The following is a 17,507-nucleotide window of genomic DNA, read 5'->3' on the forward strand; positions in this document are numbered from 1 at the left end:
AAGTCAACAATTATTGACACTACGCTTCTATTTGTAAATAACAATCTAAATCAAATAACGTTGGAAAAAGGATAAACGCTTTAAAGTTGGAAGAGCGGGAGGAGATTTATTCAAAAATTTAGAATCTTCCACTTGAATAATTGCAAATAATGGAAGAACATTAAACGTTGTAGAAAAGTGGTTTTTAAAGTCAATAGAATTGTCATGGGTAGCTAGATCTGTATCTAACTGATAAACCTTAACATCACTAGTACAACAATCGGTCTCGAATTGATTTTGCCCTTCAATTTCGATGGCACAACATGAATGATCAGATTCGTCTTTATCATGGGAGTTTGGCTGACACTCGTGTTCAACATCAACAAAAACACCATAATACGCTCCATCATGACTACAATAATGCTTGTACACTGTCACTCCCGTTGTACTCAAAAAAAATACAACCGCAAAAAGAAAAAGAAGTATGTTCGGTTTTTGCTTCACACCACAAAAATAAATCAATTCATTTAATTAGAGAAAAATTAACATAATAATAATTATAAACGCGAATTATAGTACAAAAAGTAAGCGAAATGCATTTCTTCAAATAAAACTTATTTTATTCGTGATATACTTCATAACTTTGTAAAATAAAATATAAAGATATGTCTAAAATACCCGTTACCATATATGCTGAAATGACACCGAATCCAAACACAATGAAATTTGTGGCCAATAACTATTTAATTGATCCGTCAAAAACTGCAGAGTTCAAAAACCAACAAGAAACCAAAGGTTTTTCACCGATGGCAGACGAGCTATTTAACTTTCCATTTGTAAAAGAGGTCTATATTGCAAATAATTTTGTGTCTATAACCAAAGACGACACCTTAGCTTGGGACTTTGTAACAACAGAATTAAGAGATTACGTAAGAAACTATATTGCAGAAGGCAAACAAGTGGTTACAAAAATACCAGAAGAAAGACCTGTAGCTAAATCAGAAGACAAAACGATTGATACTTCTAATTACACACCATCCGAGTTTGATGAAGCTATTATTGGTTTACTTGACCAATATGTAAAACCAGCAGTAGAAGGTGATGGAGGAGCTATAGAGTTTCGAAATTTTGACAATGGTATAGTAACGGTTGTCCTAAAAGGTGCATGCTCTGGTTGTCCATCTTCAACGAATACACTCAAAGGCGGTATTGAACAAATACTTAAACAACACATACCTGAAGTTAAGGAGGTTGTTGCTGAATCTTAATTAATTACGAATTGAAGAATTACGGATTGGAGAATTACGGATTGGAGAATTACGAATTACAAAGCTAGGTTGTTAACTTCTTAAGGTGAACAAGAGACCTAAATTCTAGTATTTATCAATAATCTTGATAACTAATTTGTAAAGCTTAAAATTCGTTGGTTATAAAGAAAAGTTAAGTCGTTGCAAGGAGAGTATCTTCCCTAGCCTGAACTGCTTTTCGAGTTATCAAACAATTCCAATAAGATTTCTCGGCACCCCAATAAATTGGAGATTTGTCCTTCATATGTTTATTAATGGCTAAACTTGGTATCCGATTGGAGAATTACGAATTATTAAAAGTTAAACGAACAATTCGTAAGTGATAAATTCGTAATTGATTAATTCGTAATTGATTAATTCTTATTTCGGTGCTAACCTGTAGAGAATCAGTCCTAATATTGCAAAGATTATATTTGGAATCCAAACAGCGATCATAGCGGGAAAGCCAACATTTTCTGCTGCCACAGAAGTTACTTTCATTGCAAAAATATAAATGAAAGCTAATAACAACCCCACAGCAATATTCACTCCGATTCCTCCTCGAGACTTTCTAGAAGACACGGACATACCAATTAATGTAAGAACATAGGTAGCAAAAGGAAAAGAGGTTCTTTGATAAAGTTCAATCTCATAAAAAGGCACATAAGGAGATCCTTTTTCTTTTTCACTTGAAATAAAATCTTTTAATTCGTAAAACCCCATGGTTTGAACCACTGTCTCTCTTTGCGCCATTTCACTTAATTGAAAAGGAAAAACAGTATCGAGACGATGACCACTATTGGGCGGAAACACCAATTCATCATGAGGTTCACCAACATACCTTATATGGTAATCAATTAACTGCCATTGCTCTGTACTATCAGGATTTATAGCTTGGTTGGCTTTTAAAATTGACACCAATTCACCTTTTTCGTTTCGGTTTTCCATAACAAAACCAAGTGCCCTACTCTTATCAGATCGATAAGAATCAAAATACACCACTTTTTTCCCAGGAAACTCAGCAAAATAGTTAGCTACTGTTCGAATGTTCCGATAATAATCTTCCTCAAATTGCAACCGAACTTTATTTGATTCTGGAAGAACTATGTGATTCAAAGCCAAAGAAATAAGCATTAAGATAGTTGCCCCAATCATGTACGGTCTAAGAATTCTACGAAAAGGTCTTCCACTATTCAACATCGGAATAATCTCCGTATTTTGCGCCATTTTAGCAGTAAACCAAATAACAGCAACAAAGACAATTAGCGGTGAAAATAAATTACCAAAATAGATGACAAAATTTAAGTAATAATCAAAAATGATTGCGCTAATGGGGGCTTCTTTTTCAATAAACTCACCCAAACGTTCAGCAAGATCAAAAACCATAGCTAAAATCATGATCACTCCCAACATAAAAAAGAAGGTAATCAAGTATTTTTTTATGATATATCGATCTATAATTTTTAGCATAACTCTATCAAAGTCTTTGTCCTAACTTTTTCACCATCTCATCTTTCCATTCTAAAAACGTTCCTTCCATGATTTTTACGCGCGCTTCTTTAATTAACGCCAAATAAAAGGCTAAATTATGAATAGATGCTATTTGTACACCTAAATATTCTTTTGTTTTAATTAAATGACGCAGGTAGGCTTTGGTATAAAAGCTATCCACAGAAGAGGTTCCGTTAGGATCTATCGGTGAAAAATCCTTTTCCCATTTTTTATTCTTTATATTAATTGTTCCCTCACTGGTAAACAATAATCCATGTCTAGCATTTCGTGTTGGCATAACACAATCAAACATATCAATACCTAAGGCAATACATTCTAGAAGGTTTATTGGTGTCCCCACTCCCATTAAATACCTTGGTTTTTCTGAAGGTAAGATATCCGTTACTACTTCTGTCATTTCATAAAGCTCCTCTGCTGGTTCGCCAACAGATAAACCACCAATAGCGTTTCCTAAAGAATCAGTATCTGCAATATATTTGGCTGATTCTTGTCGTAAATCTTTATAAACACTCCCTTGAACGATAGGAAACAATGCTTGTTCATACCCATATTTCCCAGGTGTTTTATTAAATTGAGCAAAACACCGATCAAGCCAGCGGTGTGTCATTTTCATTGAGTTTTTGGCGTATTGATAATCACATGGGTAAGGTGTACATTCATCAAAGGCCATAATAATATCTGCACCAATAGACTTTTGTATGTCAATCGCTCTTTCAGGTGTAAAAAAATGATAAGTCCCATCAATATGTGATTGAAACTTGACACCTTCCTCGGTAATCTTCCGACTTCCCGACAAGGAATAAACTTGATATCCACCACTATCTGTTAGAATAGGTCGATTATAATTAATAAACTTATGAAGTCCACCAGCAGCCTCAATTACTTCAGTACCTGGTCGTAAAAACAAATGATATGTGTTTCCTAGAATAATTTGAGCTTGAATTTCATTTTCAATTTCATATTGATGAATTCCTTTCACTGTACCCGCTGTACCAACAGGCATAAATATAGGAGTTTCAATCTCACCATGGTCTGTGTGTAGTTTTCCTACCCGAGCTTTAGTGTCTTTATCTTGATGTAATAATTCGAAGTGCATAACAATGTTGAAAAATAAAAGCAACAAAGATAATTGTATTTAAACAAGTGTGCCATATTTGTAAAAACTAAATAAATGAAATTCTTACCAGAAATAGAAAATACAGTTGAATGGATTGTCAATATTTGCTTCTGGACAATTGGACTTATTCATTTATTTTGGATAGCATTTTTTTATATACGTATTGCTTTTCATCGGGAGAAAAAGAAAACGAAAAGTACTGCACCAGTGAGTATTATTATTTGCGCAAGAAATGAAGCCGTAAATTTATCGCTATTTCTGCCAAAAGTATTGGAACAAAATTACCCTGAATTTGAAGTCATTGTTGTCAATCATCAGTCTACAGACGACACTGAATATATAATCAATACGTTAAAAAAAACTCATGCTCATCTAAAGAGTATAAAGATTGAAAAAAATAATCACTTGGCATTTGGTAAAAAGTTACCATTAACTATAGGAATTAAAGGTGCAAAATATGACAAAATTTTACTTACAGATGCAGATTGTGCACCACTTAGCGAAAATTGGCTTCAAAACATGTCAGACCAATTCACTGAAAAGAAAAAAATTGTTCTTGGATACGCTCCAATGTTAAAAGAAAAAGGAATTCTCAATAAAATTATAAGACTGGACACATCATTTATTGCCTTGAACTACCTTTCTTACGCAAAATCCGGTATTCCATATATGGGAGTAGGTAGAAACTTAGCTTATACGAAAGAATTATTTCTTGAAAACAAAGGTTTTAAGTCACATTACGCTTTAAAATCAGGAGATGATGATTTATTTATTCAAGAAGTGGCTAAAAGAAACAATTATACGATTTGCTTAAATCCGGACACATTTTGCTACTCTGAAGCAAAGAAAACCTGGAAAGATTGGATTAATCAAAAGTCTAGACACTTCACTACATCAGCACGCTATCCACTTTTCAAAAAGCTTATGTTAGGAATATATCCGTTAACCCTCCTATTGTTATTCATAAGTTTTGTTACTTTGTTATTTAGTGGATGGATGAATTGGTTTTCATTCAGTGTATTTGCATTTATAATGATGACCAAGTGGGTTGTCCTCGGCCTATCTTTTAAAAAATTAGCCGAACCTTCATTTATTGTAGGTATTTTATTTTGGGATTTATTATATGCAATTATAGCGCCAATAATATACTACGCTACAGAACAATCAACAGCAGCAAAATGGAAATAGAAAACAAAAATCTATCAGAGAAAGGGAGACGTGATTTAACACTTGTTGAAAAGGCTAAATCTGGCGATCAATCAGCTTTCGCAGAACTTTTAAATAGATATAGAGAGCCCGTTTACTTCATGCTGCTTAAAATGATCAAGAATAATGACGATGCCGAAGACCTCACAATTGAGGCTTTTGGCAAGGCATTTAATCGCATAGAGCAATACACACCCAATTATGCTTTTAGTACGTGGCTTTTTAAAATTGCTTCTAATAATTGCATTGATTTTATTCGAAAGAAAAGAGTTCACCTTACTTCAATGGACCATGCTTATACGGATGAAAACGGTAAGGGTGTTGCCATGGAAGTTGATGGAGGTTCACCAGACCCAGAGGAAGTTTATATGAAACAACAAAAGGTAAAAGCAATGAGAGAGGTTGTTGATAAACTAAAGCCGCATTATAGAACACTCATTATCAAAAGATACTTTAAAGAAATGAGTTATGATGAAATCGCTACAGAACTAGATCTTCCTTTAGGAACTGTTAAAGCACAATTGTTTAGAGCTAGAGAATTTTTGGCCAATTTAATGGAGAAAACAAAAGACACCATTTAGACTTTTTACAAATGAAAGGAAGGTTCCTATTCAGCATATTTTACATTCTAAATGAAATGTCAAACGGATATTACTAAATTTGTATCATGAATGAAATTTTAAAATATTTTCCGAATTTGAATCAAGATCAGATTCAGAAATTTGAACAATTAGACGCCTTATATCGTGAATGGAATAGTCAAATAAACGTGATTAGTAGGAAGGATATGGACTCTTTTTACACGCATCATGTCTTACATTCCTTGGCTATCGCAAAAATAATTCGTTTTAACCCTGGAACGACGATACTTGATGTTGGAACAGGAGGTGGATTCCCTGGAATTCCTTTAGCTATATTATTTCCAGAATGTGATTTTCATCTCGTGGATTCGATTGGAAAAAAAATAAAAGTAGTTAAAGCGGTTTGTGAAGCCTTAGATTTAAAAAATGTAAAAGCAAGTCATTCTCGTGTAGAACAAATTCAAGGAAAATACGATTTCATAATCAGTAGGGCAGTTACCCAGATGCCTCAATTTATATCGTGGGTAAGAAAGAAAATCAATAAAAAACATATTAACGCTTTACCAAACGGTATTTTATATCTTAAGGGTGGAGACCTCACCAAAGAGATGAGTTCTGTTCAAACTTTCAATACAACTTATCCTATTGCAGACTATTTTAATAATCCTTTCTTTGAAACGAAAAAAGTTGTTTACGTACAATTGTACTAATATTTAATTTATGCTAGGGAAAAGGAATAAAGAAAATCATAAAAAAAGAGCAACTATTTAATAATTGCTCTTTTTTTGTTAAAATTCAATTTTTTTAAAGATCATCTGGAACACTCATGCGTTGTAACGATTTTCTTTTTGGTTTTAATTTATCAATAAATACCACTCTAAATTTTTCCCTATCAGCATTAATTATCATTTCAGAAATCCCATTTGAAATGGTAGGTGGTTCATTGTTTAAGTTATGAAACTTTTTATCGTAAAGTTCTTCAGTATTATCATCATAATAATAAAAGATAGCACTTACATATCCATTTTCAACCCTCACTTTACCTCTAACACAGAATACTTCGTCGCCTTCAAAAAATGAAATCATTACATTTCGATAAATGTTATCTGAAATAGTGTAAGATCCACGATCTTTGAATGCGTTTTCATAACGTTCGAAACAGTTTAATTCTTTTTTTCCTTTTTGTGCATAGGAAAACTCTGCCCCGATAAATAAAAAGCTGGTAATTGCAATTAATAAAAATTTTCTCATAATGTTTAGTTTAGCACAGTTTTCGTCTAGGAGGTCAAATATAACAAAATGCTTGAAATCCTCAGAAAATTCTGTTTAAATTTTTAAATTTGATTTTTTAATTTTCACATCATGAAGCAAATTACAGACCAATTTAATGAAGCACTTTCGATTTTGAAAGAATTCAGTACACCAGATAATTTTAAAAAGATTGAAGAAGCGGGAAAAACGCTTGTCTCTAGTCTAAATAACAACGGCAAAATTATTAGTTGCGGAAATGGTGGATCTATGTGTGATGCTATGCATTTTGCAGAAGAGTTAACGGGTCGCTATAGAAACGACCGGCCAGCAATTGGTGCGATTTCTATTTCTGATCCCTCACACCTTTCATGTGTTTCAAACGATTACGGATATGAACATGTATTTTCAAGATTTGTTGAAGGGGTGGGAAGAAAAGGTGATGTCTTGTTGGCAATTTCAACAAGCGGAAACTCGGCAAATGTCATTAATGCAATCAAATCTGCTAGTAGTAAAGGAATGAAAGTCATTGGTCTGACAGGAAAAGATGGCGGAATGATGGCAGATTTATGCGATGTAGAAATTAGAGCTCCGTTTTCAAAATATGCAGATCGTGCACAAGAAATACATATTAAAGTAATTCATAATCTAATTGATTACGTTGAGCGTCATCTTTAAAAAGATACAAGCCGCTCAAAAGCCGCTTGTATTGAAATTTTAACGATCTATTTTGAAGCAGCCCATTTACGAATCTCAGTTCTAAACCACTCATCTGCTGCATCTGTCCATTTATAATTATCTCTAACATAAGCAACAGTATCTTTTTCGATATCGGTATAAGAATTACCATCTTTTACGGCATCAAAGAGCTGTCCAGCATCTTCCTTTGACAACCTCCCATCTCCAGCTCCTTCAGTCAATTTGTCTGCTAGCTCAAGAAGTTCAGCATCATACTTTTTCCCATTTATTGTTTTGTAATATCCCATATCATTAATTTTTTTAAATGTTTATTCATTAAAAATAAAGATTCCTTAGAGATATAACAACCTAAAAGAGATGAAATTAAAAATAAACTCATGAATTACGATTGTGGACTTAATTCGGCCTAATGCTACAACAAGTGTGTTAAGCTCAAACAAATCAAGACTTAAAAGAATGCTCTTCTCTACATTTGAAAAAACTTTTTTAAAAAAATCATTTTTGGAAATCATTTTTTTCACTATCTTAATTTAGAATAATTTAAAAACCTAAATCAAAATGTTAGTCAAATCTTTTGGAAGTGCCGTATTCGGCATTGAAGCAACCACAATTACAATCGAAGTAAATATCGATAAAGGCGTTAGTTTTATTCTCGTAGGACTACCAGATAGTGCCGTAAAAGAAAGTCAACAACGTATTAAAGCTGCATTATCAAATAACGGCTATAAATACCCGATGAAAGAAATAACAGTAAACATGGCTCCAGCAGATATCCGTAAAGAGGGTTCCACCTTTGATTTGCCAATTGGAATTGGAATTATGGCTGCTAGTGAACAAGTGAAAACAGATGCCCTAGAAGACTATATTCTTTTGGGTGAACTATCTCTGGATGGAAGTTTGCAACCTATGAAAGGCGTTCTTCCTATTGCTCTTAAAGCAAAAGAGGAAGGTTTTAAAGGCATTATCTTACCGAAAGAAAATGTAAGAGAAGCAGCAATTGTTGATGGTCTCGAAGTATATGGAGCAACCAATATCAACGAAGTAGTAAGCTTCTTAAATGAAGGCATAGGTTTAACCCCAACAACCATTGATATTCGCCAAGAGTTTTATAATAAGCTCAACGAGTTTGAAGTTGATTTCAGAGATGTAAAGGGACAACAAAACATCAAAAGAGCATTTGAAATTGCAGCTTCAGGAGGACATAATGTTGTCTTAATTGGACCTCCTGGGGCAGGAAAGTCGATGCTTGCTAAAAGACTTCCTTCCATTCTACCACCAATGAGTATAAATGAATCTTTGGAGACAACAAAAATACATTCGGTAGCTGGTAAGGTAAATGCTGGCGCTGGATTAGTAACAGAACGCCCATTTCGAAAGCCACATCATACGATTTCAGATGTTGCCTTGGTTGGTGGAGGCGGATATCCACAACCTGGCGAAATATCCCTTGCTCATAACGGTGTTTTGTTTTTAGACGAATTACCTGAGTATAAACGCTCCGTACTTGAGGTGATGCGTCAACCCATTGAAGATCGATTTGTTACTATTTCTCGGGCTAAGTTCACAGTAGAATATCCCGCAGGCTTTATGCTTGTAGCCGCTATGAATCCATGTCCATGCGGCTATTTCAATCATCCTGAAAAAGATTGTGTTTGTGCTCCTGGTATTGTCCAAAATTACTTGAATAAAATCAGTGGACCATTATTGGATCGAATAGATTTACATGTTGAAGTTACTCCTGTTAGTTTTGATGAATTGGCCTACCACCAACCTGAGGAGGGAAGTAAAGATATTAGAAAAAGAGTTGTGGAAGCACGACTAATTCAAGAAGAACGCTTTAAAGAATCGGAAGAAACACATTGTAATGCACAGATGAGCAGCAAAGAACTGCGCAAGTTTTGTAAAATAGATGAAGCGTGTAACGCAATCTTAAAACAGGCCATGGATAAACTGGGACTTTCTGCAAGAGCTTATGATCGTATTTTAAAAGTTGCAAGAACCATTGCTGATTTAGAACAAAATGTTGAAATAAACACATCTCACATTTCAGAAGCCATACAATTCAGGAGTTTGGACAGGGAAGATTGGGCGAGGTAATCAATTGTTAATACATAATAAAATTAGTATCTAATTGAAGCCTTGACTAAATAATGAAGAAATTCTGAATAGTATTTAATTATTTTTTCTTATTCTTGTATACACAACAACTATTTTATGATGCTAAAACTTGTTTTTTTTTCCACATTTTTATGCTTGATAACAACTTATGTAAGCGGTCAAGATAATCAGGCTGCAATTAAAGTTTGGCAACAGCAAAATCCAAATGTTTTATTTGTTTCTTATGAAAGATTTGAATTAATGAGTCCTGAGGAGCGAGTACGCTTAAAAAGCTTGAAGGTTATATTCTATCACCAAAACATCAATATGGATGACATATATGCCTTTGATCATTCTACAAAAACATATGAAGACGCCAATTCACCTCATGCAGATGAAATCAAAAGATGGCTTGGTGTTAATCAAGATCTAAAATTGATTAAACAATCTACCTTCATAAACGCTCCGGCCTCCAGCCAAACCGAATACATGGAGTGTTTAAGGTGTCTTGTTTTAATCGGTGAGCTTATTACAATGGAAGATATATTAAATTTCGAATCAGAAAACAATTAAGGTATGAAGAATCTAACATTGATGCTTTTTATATTAACTTTTCCTTACCTCTATAGTCAACCCTCTAATGATGAGTGTTCAGGAGCGATAAGTGTTCCTGTAAACCCAGATCTTTTATGCGGCTCAATAACACCAGGATCTATTGCAAGCGCCACTAACTCCCCTCAACCAAACGGTTGTAGCGGAACAGCCAATGATGATGTATGGTATTCTTTTACGGCAACCAACTCAGCTCACACAATTGATTTATTAAATGTTTCAGGTTCTACAACTGATTTATATCACTCAGTCTACAATAATAATTGCGGAGCCTTAGGCACAGCACTGGAATGTAGTGATATGAACAACAGCACTTTGACAGGACTAACCCCCGGAAATTCATACTTAGTCAGGGTATATAGTTGGTCAAGTTCTAGTGGCGCCACAACAACTTTTGATTTGTGTATTGGTACACTGCCACCGCCTCCTAGCAATACAACATGTGCGGCTATGGAACCTATTTGTTCTGGTTCAACTATTTCTTTTCAAGCTTCAGGAGCTGGTGGATCCGCACCAATTGGAAATGATTATGGATGTTTAAGTACACAACCAAATCCAACATGGTTTTTTCTAGAAATTAGTAATCCTGGAACACTTTCTATTGACATTACTGCTGGAGCGGATATAGATTATGCTATATGGGGACCTTTTCCCAACCTAACAGACGCACAGAATAATTGCTCAAGCTACGGACCTCCAGTTGATTGTAGTTATTCAACATCGTCAATAGAGCAAGCTAATATTTCGGGAGTAAATAGTGGAGAAGTTTATGTTTTATTAGTTACCAACTATGCAAGTGTTATTCAATCAATTGTTGTAAACGAAGCAGCTTCAAACTCAGCGTCAACTGATTGTACGATTCTCCCAATACAACTTATTAGTTTTGAAGCGACCGCAAACTCAAGAGAGGTAAATTTAAAATGGGGAACCGCAACAGAGACACAATGTGATTATTATGAAATACAACGTTCTCAGAACGGTCTATTTTGGGAAACTATAGGATTTGAAAAAGGAAGCGGAACTTCCAACATAGAGAGTTCTTATTATAAAATTGATAAAAAACCTTATCGAGGTATTTCTTATTATCGTTTGAAGCAAGTAGATTTTAATGGACAATTTGAACTTCTTCCTATTAGATCTGTAGAATTCTCTACAAACAAAAGAGAAATTAATTTGTCACCCAACCCGACAAAAGACTGGTTCAACATTAGTGCTAATAATTCTAAAATAAAAGAGGTCTCTATAAAAGATAACAATGGAAAAGAAGTCATTCATCTAACTGATTACAATAATGCGACGGTTTTTATTAACTGCGAAAGTTTAACACCTGGTGTCTATATTGTTGAAATTTCCACTACAGACCATCAAGTTTATTATAAACGTATTGTTATTTACTAAATTCAAAAAAAACAGTCCTTGAGTAAAAAACACTAAATAGTAATCTCTATTTAGTGTTTTTTTTAACGATATTAAAGTAATTTATTTTTACAATCATTTCATTAATGAATCGAACCCATTCTTTGGTTTGTTGTACAAGTATAAAAATTAAAACAAATCATTATGAAAGAGCTATTATTATCTGGGTTGCTTGCAACGCTGTTTATTGGAAATATTAACGCGCAATACAATGCAGTAGCAAAACAAAATGTAATTACTGAAGATGTTAACGTAGAGGTATACGACGAGTCTACTCAACAAACACGCATTGTCAAACAAGAACGCGAAGTTGCAGCTGATAACTTTGGGAATGCTGAAGGAAACCAATATGATTTAGCAGTTGATGGCGCTTTTGAAGGTCAAACCATTGCAGTTTTACACTTGTACACTGGAGAAGGATTTGATTTTTCTTTACCGAATATGGCATTAAAAGAAAAAGGGTTTTCTGTTTATCGCTGGCTCAACAATCCACCTTCTCCTGAAGCTTTAGATTCTGCCTTAGCAAAATCTTGTCAATTGTGGATTATTTCTTCAAGTGTAAGAAAACTAAATGAGGAACACGCGAAAGTAATTAAAAAGTATTTTGACAGCGGAAAGGGTGTATATATCTGGGGCGACAATTTGCCTTACTATGCTGATGCAAATTACATTGCGGAGTACCTCATTGGAAATAAAATGGAAGGAAATATTATGGGCGACCAAACTGTAGGTTTATTAAGAGACGGCAGCAAATCTGGAATTATGCCTAATCATTTAATTACGACAGGCCTTCAAAATATTTACGAAGGAATTACTATAGCAACAATTGCTACGCATTCAGAACTCACTCCTATAATCTATGGCTCTCAAGGTAATTTAGTTACCGCAGCCTACGAAAAAGAGGGAAAACGTTTATTAATCGATGGAGGTTTTACACGTTTATTTATAAAATGGGATACTGCTGGAACAGTCCGCTACGTTAAAAATGCTGCTGCTTGGTTGGTTAATTATGAACGCTTTGGTGATGCTGTTTTGGCTGATGAAAATTAAAAACAATTTGTTTGTTGATTAAAAAAAGAGAGCTATGTGAGCTCTCTTTTTTGACTTTATTTTAATTGTTAATTCACTATAACTCGAATCGGTTTCAATTCTGTATTTGAAAATACAACAATATAAGTTCCGGACTGAACATCTGCCCTTTCTATATAAAACTGAGCAACTCCCTTATTGATTTCCACATCTCGAAGCTCAATTATTCTTCCTGTCATATCTAACACTTGTAATTGAGAGTTCACTGTATCTTCACCCCAAGTCACTTCTACAGAGAAACTACCATTCGAAGGGTTTGGATAAACAACCACCTTGTTATTATATGGTTCACAAGAAGCGCTAATTGCATTGAACACTTCAGACGTTCCATTGTAATCAACCTGTTTCAAACGATAATAAAAGATCCCGCTGCCTGGGTTTTCGTCCACCAAAGTGTAGTGTATAATATCACTTGAATTCCCCGCTGCTTCAAGCTCACCAACAGTTGACCAACTGATCATATCACGACTTTTCTCAACTATAAAATGCGTGGAATTAGACTCACTTGAGGTACTCCAATTTATTCTTGCGCTTTCCTCAAAACAATTAACCTCAAATGAAGTTAAAGTTACCGGCAATGGGTTGATATCATAAACACTCCCAAAACCAAAGTTTGACCATCCAGAAACTCCTTCACGAGAAACTGTCGGCATTAAAATTGTTCCTGTTGGTGGCAAATGAACCGCCGGACAAAACCAATCTGGACTATTCAACACCACACGTTTTAACAAAGTCAACTTAGACAAATCAGTAATAGTAGTATAGCCTTCGCCAGTACAAGAAATTGTGTATAAACCATCTATCAACTTCCCAACCTCATTATCAATTTTCCAATACCCTTGGTCTTCTGTTGTAGTAACATCAAATAAAGCTCCTCCTGTGTTGGCCGCTGGAATAGTCAAACCGGCTGGCCCCATCGGAACATTAATGTACTCCACCGTTAAATGTCCACCATCTGTTGATGCCGTTGTAAATTCAATTTTTGTATTTCTATTTTTCAAACCTCCATCATCATATCCCATTGGATACAATCCCGTTTGATCACCTAAGTTAGTACCATCAAACCAACGTCTCATTCTTCCCACTACATAGCCGTTACTATGGTTTAAGATTCCTTTTTGTATTGTTGACAACCCTAATTCCAATAAATTTGCATTGGTAAAAATATGTCCCTGTGTCATCACCAATTCATTTTGCGCTTGTAAATCTCTATTTAGCAACACATTTCCTGAAGGCTTATTGACGGTCATTTTATAAAAATCAATTACACCTGCGCCAGAAACGGTTTGGTCTGTTATTCCTGTAAAACGGAAAACCCTTTCTGTTGTACCTGACAAAACACTTAAAGTTCCATCAACGAGCAGGTCTCCTTTTAATTCAAAACCAGTTCCAAATTCTGTTGTTGCTGTATTGTAATTGACTAAACCAGAGCCATTATCAACATGCATATTTCCATAAATCAACATGGGTTGCACATTGAAATTCGCATTACTTACCAAACAAGTAGAACTACCTGTTACTCCAATGTCGAAATCTCCTTTTACTGTTGCAAACCCTGTACTTCCATTAAAAGAGTTAAAGTTTCCTCCAAAAGAATATGCAGTAGCCGTAGTATTTTCAAATGATAGATTCGGATAAAAGAAGTCAATTGTCCCTACAGTTGGATCACCGTCATTATTAAATCGGTAAATCCAACCTGCTGTTGCTGGAATATTAGCCATTCCACCTTCGTATACATCTCTATAGAAGTCAACATCACTTTCGTTACTTTTTATTACAGTACCGTTAGCACCCAGTTCCCAAGTAGCACCAGTAACGAAAACCATTACATTCGTTGCGTTTGTCCTATCGAATAATGTTCCGTTTACTATAAAATCTGAAGCGGCAACGCTATTATTTACGGTTAACTGAGCATTGGCTTCAATTTCTAAAGTCCCTGTATTTTCAATAGTTACCTTATCAATCGTCACATCATCAGTTCCAGTCAAATCCAAACGAATATACGTTCCTGCTTGAATAATTACTTCTGAAGAGTTTATGTCTCTTGGATAGGTACACGCTGGAACATAAGTAATATAATCGAAAGACATTTCCCAATTGGTGTAATCTGACCAAACTCCATTTGACCCCGCTACAGAACGATAAATCGGACGAGAATCTGTGTTAAATTGTGCAGCATCTGAAGCAGATGAACATCCTGACTCTGAAACTTCACAATAGAACTGAAAGTCTTCCATAAAAGCAAGATCACCAGTGATAGATAAGTTAGAAGTTGTTTCGCCCGTAATTGTTACTCCTGGTAAATTTGTAGAGTTAACAGTTAACCACGTATTTGTTGTTGGATCGTTAAATTTCCAAGAATAAGTCACTCCAGGAGTTGTTGAAGTAACAGACATATTTAATGAACATCCGCTAACATCAGTTGGTGAAGTAACATCAATATTCGTTGCAGGAGGTAGGGTAAAAACACCTAAATCGGAGCAATCATTACTACCTGTTGTCCAACCCACGGTAGGATAAACATCAGAAGGAGCGACTCCTGAAGGATTAATATCTCTCATAATCGTATAACCAGTATTATTTGGAGTAGAAACATCATCTACCACTGTTCCATTTTTCACTAAACGAATTCTGTCATTTTCATTAATCCCCCATTCTCCCGGTGTCTGAAAATCAACCGAAAGACCAGAGCAAGTCACATCTGAATGCAATTGAATTACAAAAACACTCATGGGTGGAACCGTTCCAACTAAGTCAATCAAATTATGACTTCCTGTTAAATTCAACTCTCCATATCTTTCAATTTGATATACTCCTGTAAGTACAATTGGAGAACTCGTTGGATTGTATAACTCTAAATACCAGCCATTTCCAGGTGAGTGATCATAAACCTCAGACATAAACAAATCTGTATAACCAGGATATGCTGAGCAAGTCCCACTTGAAGTTGTCAAACTATAGGTGTCAACACTCACCTCTTCACAAGCACTTGCATCAAAGACAGAGATCGTTTCGCTGTTTCCAATTCCTGCAGGTACTTCAGCAGTAATCGTGTTATCATCAACAATTGTAAAACTAGTAGCATCCACCGTTCCAAACTTCACCTCTGTTGTTCCTGTAAAACCTGAACCTGTAATGCTAATTATTGTTCCCGCCGGACCAGAATTAGGGAGGAAAGAAGTGATGGATGCTATGGGTGTGCACACAACAATCGGTTCACAAATAATTTCAACATTTCCTATATGGACTCTTTTACCTGAGACAGTACTAAATTCAATAATCGGATCTGCTGGAACTGATGTAAAGGTTAACACCACTTCATCAAAAGAAGTGGACAGAGAAGTTACTAATTGCGAAGTTCCATTTACTGTAACCGTTACTTCTGTTTCAGAAGCACTCCAACCTTTTGCTCTAAACTTTAATGTAATGTCACCAGCGGTAACACCAGTTGCAGTTGTTGAAATAGAACCTGCAGTACTGCCCGAAGCCAACCTAATTGTATTTGTAGGGGAACCACCAGAATCGGTATGTCCTGAAGATGTATATCCAGACGTATTAGGAAAATCAGGTCCATTCATTGAAAAACAAGGTCCAACATAAACATCCCACTGTGCATACAGCGTCACATCTGTGCCACCCATTGTATACGCATCGTTATCTGCATAAACTACAGCGCCACTTGCAGAGGTTGACCAACCAGCAAAGACATAACCTGTTCTCGTAAATGTATTTGAGTTTAAGTTTGCCGTAGCTCCTGAAACAATAGTTTGATTAGGCATGGTTCCTGTTCCTCCGTTTGAATTAAAGATGATGTCATAAGCTTCGTAGACCTCACCTGAAAGACTAACGACTGGTTCATTTGCGGAAGGAACACCTCCACCGGCAATTAAGATCATATCATTATAATTTCCCACAATTAAACCAGCCTTTAATCGCACGTAAATTGTTTGTGAAACAGAAGTTAAAAGTCCTAAGTCTATATAATCCGAAAATGAGATGTTATCAGATGAAATTTCAAACTCAGTACCTGTCAGTAATTCTATGGCATCTGTTCCATTAAGATTTGAGCCTGTCAACTCAAAAGTTTGCACAGCAGAAGGGCCAGAGCCTAAATTGTAATCTAATCCAGCTAAAGACGTTGGTGTAGCAACTAAAGTAGGCCCAACAGGAGGAGTTGCTTCTAATATTAAGTTTTGTAACCGAATTCCTCTTCCTGATGTTGCATTATGGGAAATTCTTAAGACAACTTGATTGGAAACACTTGACAAAGAAAAGGAATGGGTAACATAACCACCGGTTGTAACAGGTGAGGTATAAGTCTGGGTAAAAGTTGTTCCACCATCATACGAAACTTCTACTATTGCACTTCCGTGTGAACCAGAACCAAATGATTCAATATTGAATGAAAATTCTGCCGATCCATAAGCGCTTAAATCATAGCTTGCTGTGGTAATTACATCTGAAGGGTTTCCAGCATCCACCAAATAATAACTCCCTCTATCAATATTATTTGTCGTAACATTATTAACTCCACTCCATCCAGCAGGAAATGCACCTCCTCCTGCTTCTGAAAAAATAGTTGTCTGTGCAAGAAATGCATTCCAATTTATTTGTACTAGCAAAGAAACAAACAAGAGAAGCAAACTAAATATTCTATTTTTCATA

General features: G+C 35.3%; 15 protein-coding genes. 9 read left to right on the forward strand and 6 right to left on the reverse strand.

Features of this window, described 5'->3' with window-relative positions; all coding sequences use genetic code 11:
• Window positions 1–45: 45 nt before the first annotated feature.
• On the reverse strand, window positions 46–483 hold the full coding sequence (locus CW751_RS06055) for an HYC_CC_PP family protein (protein WP_101334106.1): 438 nt from the start codon (window positions 481–483) through the stop codon (window positions 46–48).
• Window positions 484–644: 161 nt separating this feature from the next.
• Here CW751_RS06055 and CW751_RS06060 point away from each other — a divergent pair, with 161 nt between their 5' ends.
• Window positions 645–1,247, forward strand: coding sequence for a NifU family protein (locus CW751_RS06060; RefSeq protein WP_101334107.1), 603 nt, complete (start codon window positions 645–647; stop codon window positions 1,245–1,247).
• A gap of 399 nt (window positions 1,248–1,646) precedes the next feature.
• On the opposite strand, the gene CW751_RS06065 is transcribed toward CW751_RS06060, so the two are convergent.
• Together CW751_RS06065 and tgt are read right to left on the reverse strand one after the other, a co-directional pair.
• Window positions 1,647–2,735, reverse strand: a complete 1,089-nt coding sequence (locus CW751_RS06065; protein WP_101334108.1) for an LptF/LptG family permease — start codon at window positions 2,733–2,735, stop codon at window positions 1,647–1,649.
• A 7-nt stretch (window positions 2,736–2,742) separates the two neighbouring features.
• Window positions 2,743–3,873 (reverse strand): tRNA guanosine(34) transglycosylase Tgt, encoded by a 1,131-nt coding sequence (tgt, locus tag CW751_RS06070; RefSeq protein WP_101334109.1) that lies wholly within the window; start codon window positions 3,871–3,873, stop codon window positions 2,743–2,745.
• 75 nt (window positions 3,874–3,948) lie between these two features.
• Here tgt and CW751_RS06075 point away from each other — a divergent pair, with 75 nt between their 5' ends.
• The 3 genes from CW751_RS06075 to rsmG all read left to right on the forward strand — a co-directional run bounded on the left by CW751_RS06075 (window position 3,949) and on the right by rsmG (window position 6,391).
• Window positions 3,949–5,082, forward strand: coding sequence for a glycosyltransferase (locus CW751_RS06075; protein ID WP_101334110.1), 1,134 nt, complete (start codon window positions 3,949–3,951; stop codon window positions 5,080–5,082).
• Window positions 5,073–5,681, forward strand: coding sequence for an RNA polymerase sigma factor (locus CW751_RS06080; RefSeq protein WP_101334111.1), 609 nt, complete (start codon window positions 5,073–5,075; stop codon window positions 5,679–5,681). The genes CW751_RS06075 and CW751_RS06080 overlap by 10 nt, the downstream gene beginning before the upstream one ends.
• Before the next feature lie 86 nt (window positions 5,682–5,767).
• Complete coding sequence (gene rsmG / locus CW751_RS06085; protein WP_101334112.1) at window positions 5,768–6,391, forward strand: 16S rRNA (guanine(527)-N(7))-methyltransferase RsmG; 624 nt, start codon at window positions 5,768–5,770, stop codon at window positions 6,389–6,391.
• 94 nt (window positions 6,392–6,485) lie between these two features.
• Here the strand turns inward: rsmG and CW751_RS06090 are convergent, their stop codons facing one another.
• The gene (locus tag CW751_RS06090; protein WP_101334113.1) at window positions 6,486–6,932 is read right to left on the reverse strand and encodes a hypothetical protein; all 447 of its coding nucleotides are present in this window, start codon (window positions 6,930–6,932) and stop codon (window positions 6,486–6,488) included.
• Between the two features lie 111 nt (window positions 6,933–7,043).
• Here CW751_RS06090 and lpcA point away from each other — a divergent pair, with 111 nt between their 5' ends.
• Window positions 7,044–7,607, forward strand: coding sequence for a D-sedoheptulose 7-phosphate isomerase (gene lpcA, locus CW751_RS06095; protein ID WP_101334114.1), 564 nt, complete (start codon window positions 7,044–7,046; stop codon window positions 7,605–7,607).
• 47 nt (window positions 7,608–7,654) lie between these two features.
• Here the strand turns inward: lpcA and CW751_RS06100 are convergent, their stop codons facing one another.
• Window positions 7,655–7,915, reverse strand: coding sequence for a hypothetical protein (locus tag CW751_RS06100; protein ID WP_101334115.1), 261 nt, complete (start codon window positions 7,913–7,915; stop codon window positions 7,655–7,657).
• Window positions 7,916–8,186: 271 nt separating this feature from the next.
• Here CW751_RS06100 and CW751_RS06105 point away from each other — a divergent pair, with 271 nt between their 5' ends.
• From CW751_RS06105 to CW751_RS06120, 4 genes are all read left to right on the forward strand, one after another.
• Window positions 8,187–9,725 (forward strand): YifB family Mg chelatase-like AAA ATPase, encoded by a 1,539-nt coding sequence (locus CW751_RS06105; RefSeq protein ID WP_101334116.1) that lies wholly within the window; start codon window positions 8,187–8,189, stop codon window positions 9,723–9,725.
• 156 nt (window positions 9,726–9,881) lie between these two features.
• On the forward strand, window positions 9,882–10,298 hold the full coding sequence (locus CW751_RS06110) for a hypothetical protein (protein ID WP_133122140.1): 417 nt from the start codon (window positions 9,882–9,884) through the stop codon (window positions 10,296–10,298).
• 3 nt (window positions 10,299–10,301) lie between these two features.
• The gene (locus CW751_RS06115; RefSeq protein ID WP_101334118.1) at window positions 10,302–11,735 is read left to right on the forward strand and encodes a T9SS type A sorting domain-containing protein; all 1,434 of its coding nucleotides are present in this window, start codon (window positions 10,302–10,304) and stop codon (window positions 11,733–11,735) included.
• A 162-nt stretch (window positions 11,736–11,897) separates the two neighbouring features.
• Window positions 11,898–12,803: a hypothetical protein gene (locus CW751_RS06120; protein ID WP_101334119.1), complete on the forward strand. Its 906-nt coding sequence runs from the start codon at window positions 11,898–11,900 to the stop codon at window positions 12,801–12,803.
• A 68-nt stretch (window positions 12,804–12,871) separates the two neighbouring features.
• Here the strand turns inward: CW751_RS06120 and CW751_RS06125 are convergent, their stop codons facing one another.
• Complete coding sequence (locus tag CW751_RS06125; protein ID WP_101334120.1) at window positions 12,872–17,506, reverse strand: InlB B-repeat-containing protein; 4,635 nt, start codon at window positions 17,504–17,506, stop codon at window positions 12,872–12,874.
• Window position 17,507 lies beyond the last annotated feature (1 nt).

The sequence above is a fragment of the Brumimicrobium salinarum genome, from assembly GCF_002844555.1.
Taxonomy (GTDB): domain Bacteria; phylum Bacteroidota; class Bacteroidia; order Flavobacteriales_D; family Crocinitomicaceae; genus Brumimicrobium; species Brumimicrobium salinarum.

Bases quoted from the DNA above. Each gene is read 5' to 3' on its own strand.
- CW751_RS06100 (WP_101334115.1), bottom strand. From the start codon at position 7,915: ATGGGATATTACAAAACAATAAATGGGAAAAAGTATGATGCTGAACTT.
- rsmG (WP_101334112.1), top strand. From the start codon at position 5,768: ATGAATGAAATTTTAAAATATTTTCCGAATTTGAATCAAGATCAGATT.
- CW751_RS06120 (WP_101334119.1), top strand. From the start codon at position 11,898: ATGAAAGAGCTATTATTATCTGGGTTGCTTGCAACGCTGTTTATTGGA.
- CW751_RS06090 (WP_101334113.1), bottom strand. From the start codon at position 6,932: ATGAGAAAATTTTTATTAATTGCAATTACCAGCTTTTTATTTATCGGG.
- CW751_RS06075 (WP_101334110.1), top strand. From the start codon at position 3,949: ATGAAATTCTTACCAGAAATAGAAAATACAGTTGAATGGATTGTCAAT.
- CW751_RS06080 (WP_101334111.1), top strand. From the start codon at position 5,073: ATGGAAATAGAAAACAAAAATCTATCAGAGAAAGGGAGACGTGATTTA.
- lpcA (WP_101334114.1), top strand. From the start codon at position 7,044: ATGAAGCAAATTACAGACCAATTTAATGAAGCACTTTCGATTTTGAAA.
- CW751_RS06060 (WP_101334107.1), top strand. From the start codon at position 645: ATGTCTAAAATACCCGTTACCATATATGCTGAAATGACACCGAATCCA.
- CW751_RS06115 (WP_101334118.1), top strand. From the start codon at position 10,302: ATGAAGAATCTAACATTGATGCTTTTTATATTAACTTTTCCTTACCTC.
- CW751_RS06065 (WP_101334108.1), bottom strand. From the start codon at position 2,735: ATGCTAAAAATTATAGATCGATATATCATAAAAAAATACTTGATTACC.
- CW751_RS06105 (WP_101334116.1), top strand. From the start codon at position 8,187: ATGTTAGTCAAATCTTTTGGAAGTGCCGTATTCGGCATTGAAGCAACC.
- CW751_RS06125 (WP_101334120.1), bottom strand. From the start codon at position 17,506: ATGAAAAATAGAATATTTAGTTTGCTTCTCTTGTTTGTTTCTTTGCTA.
- tgt (WP_101334109.1), bottom strand. From the start codon at position 3,873: ATGCACTTCGAATTATTACATCAAGATAAAGACACTAAAGCTCGGGTA.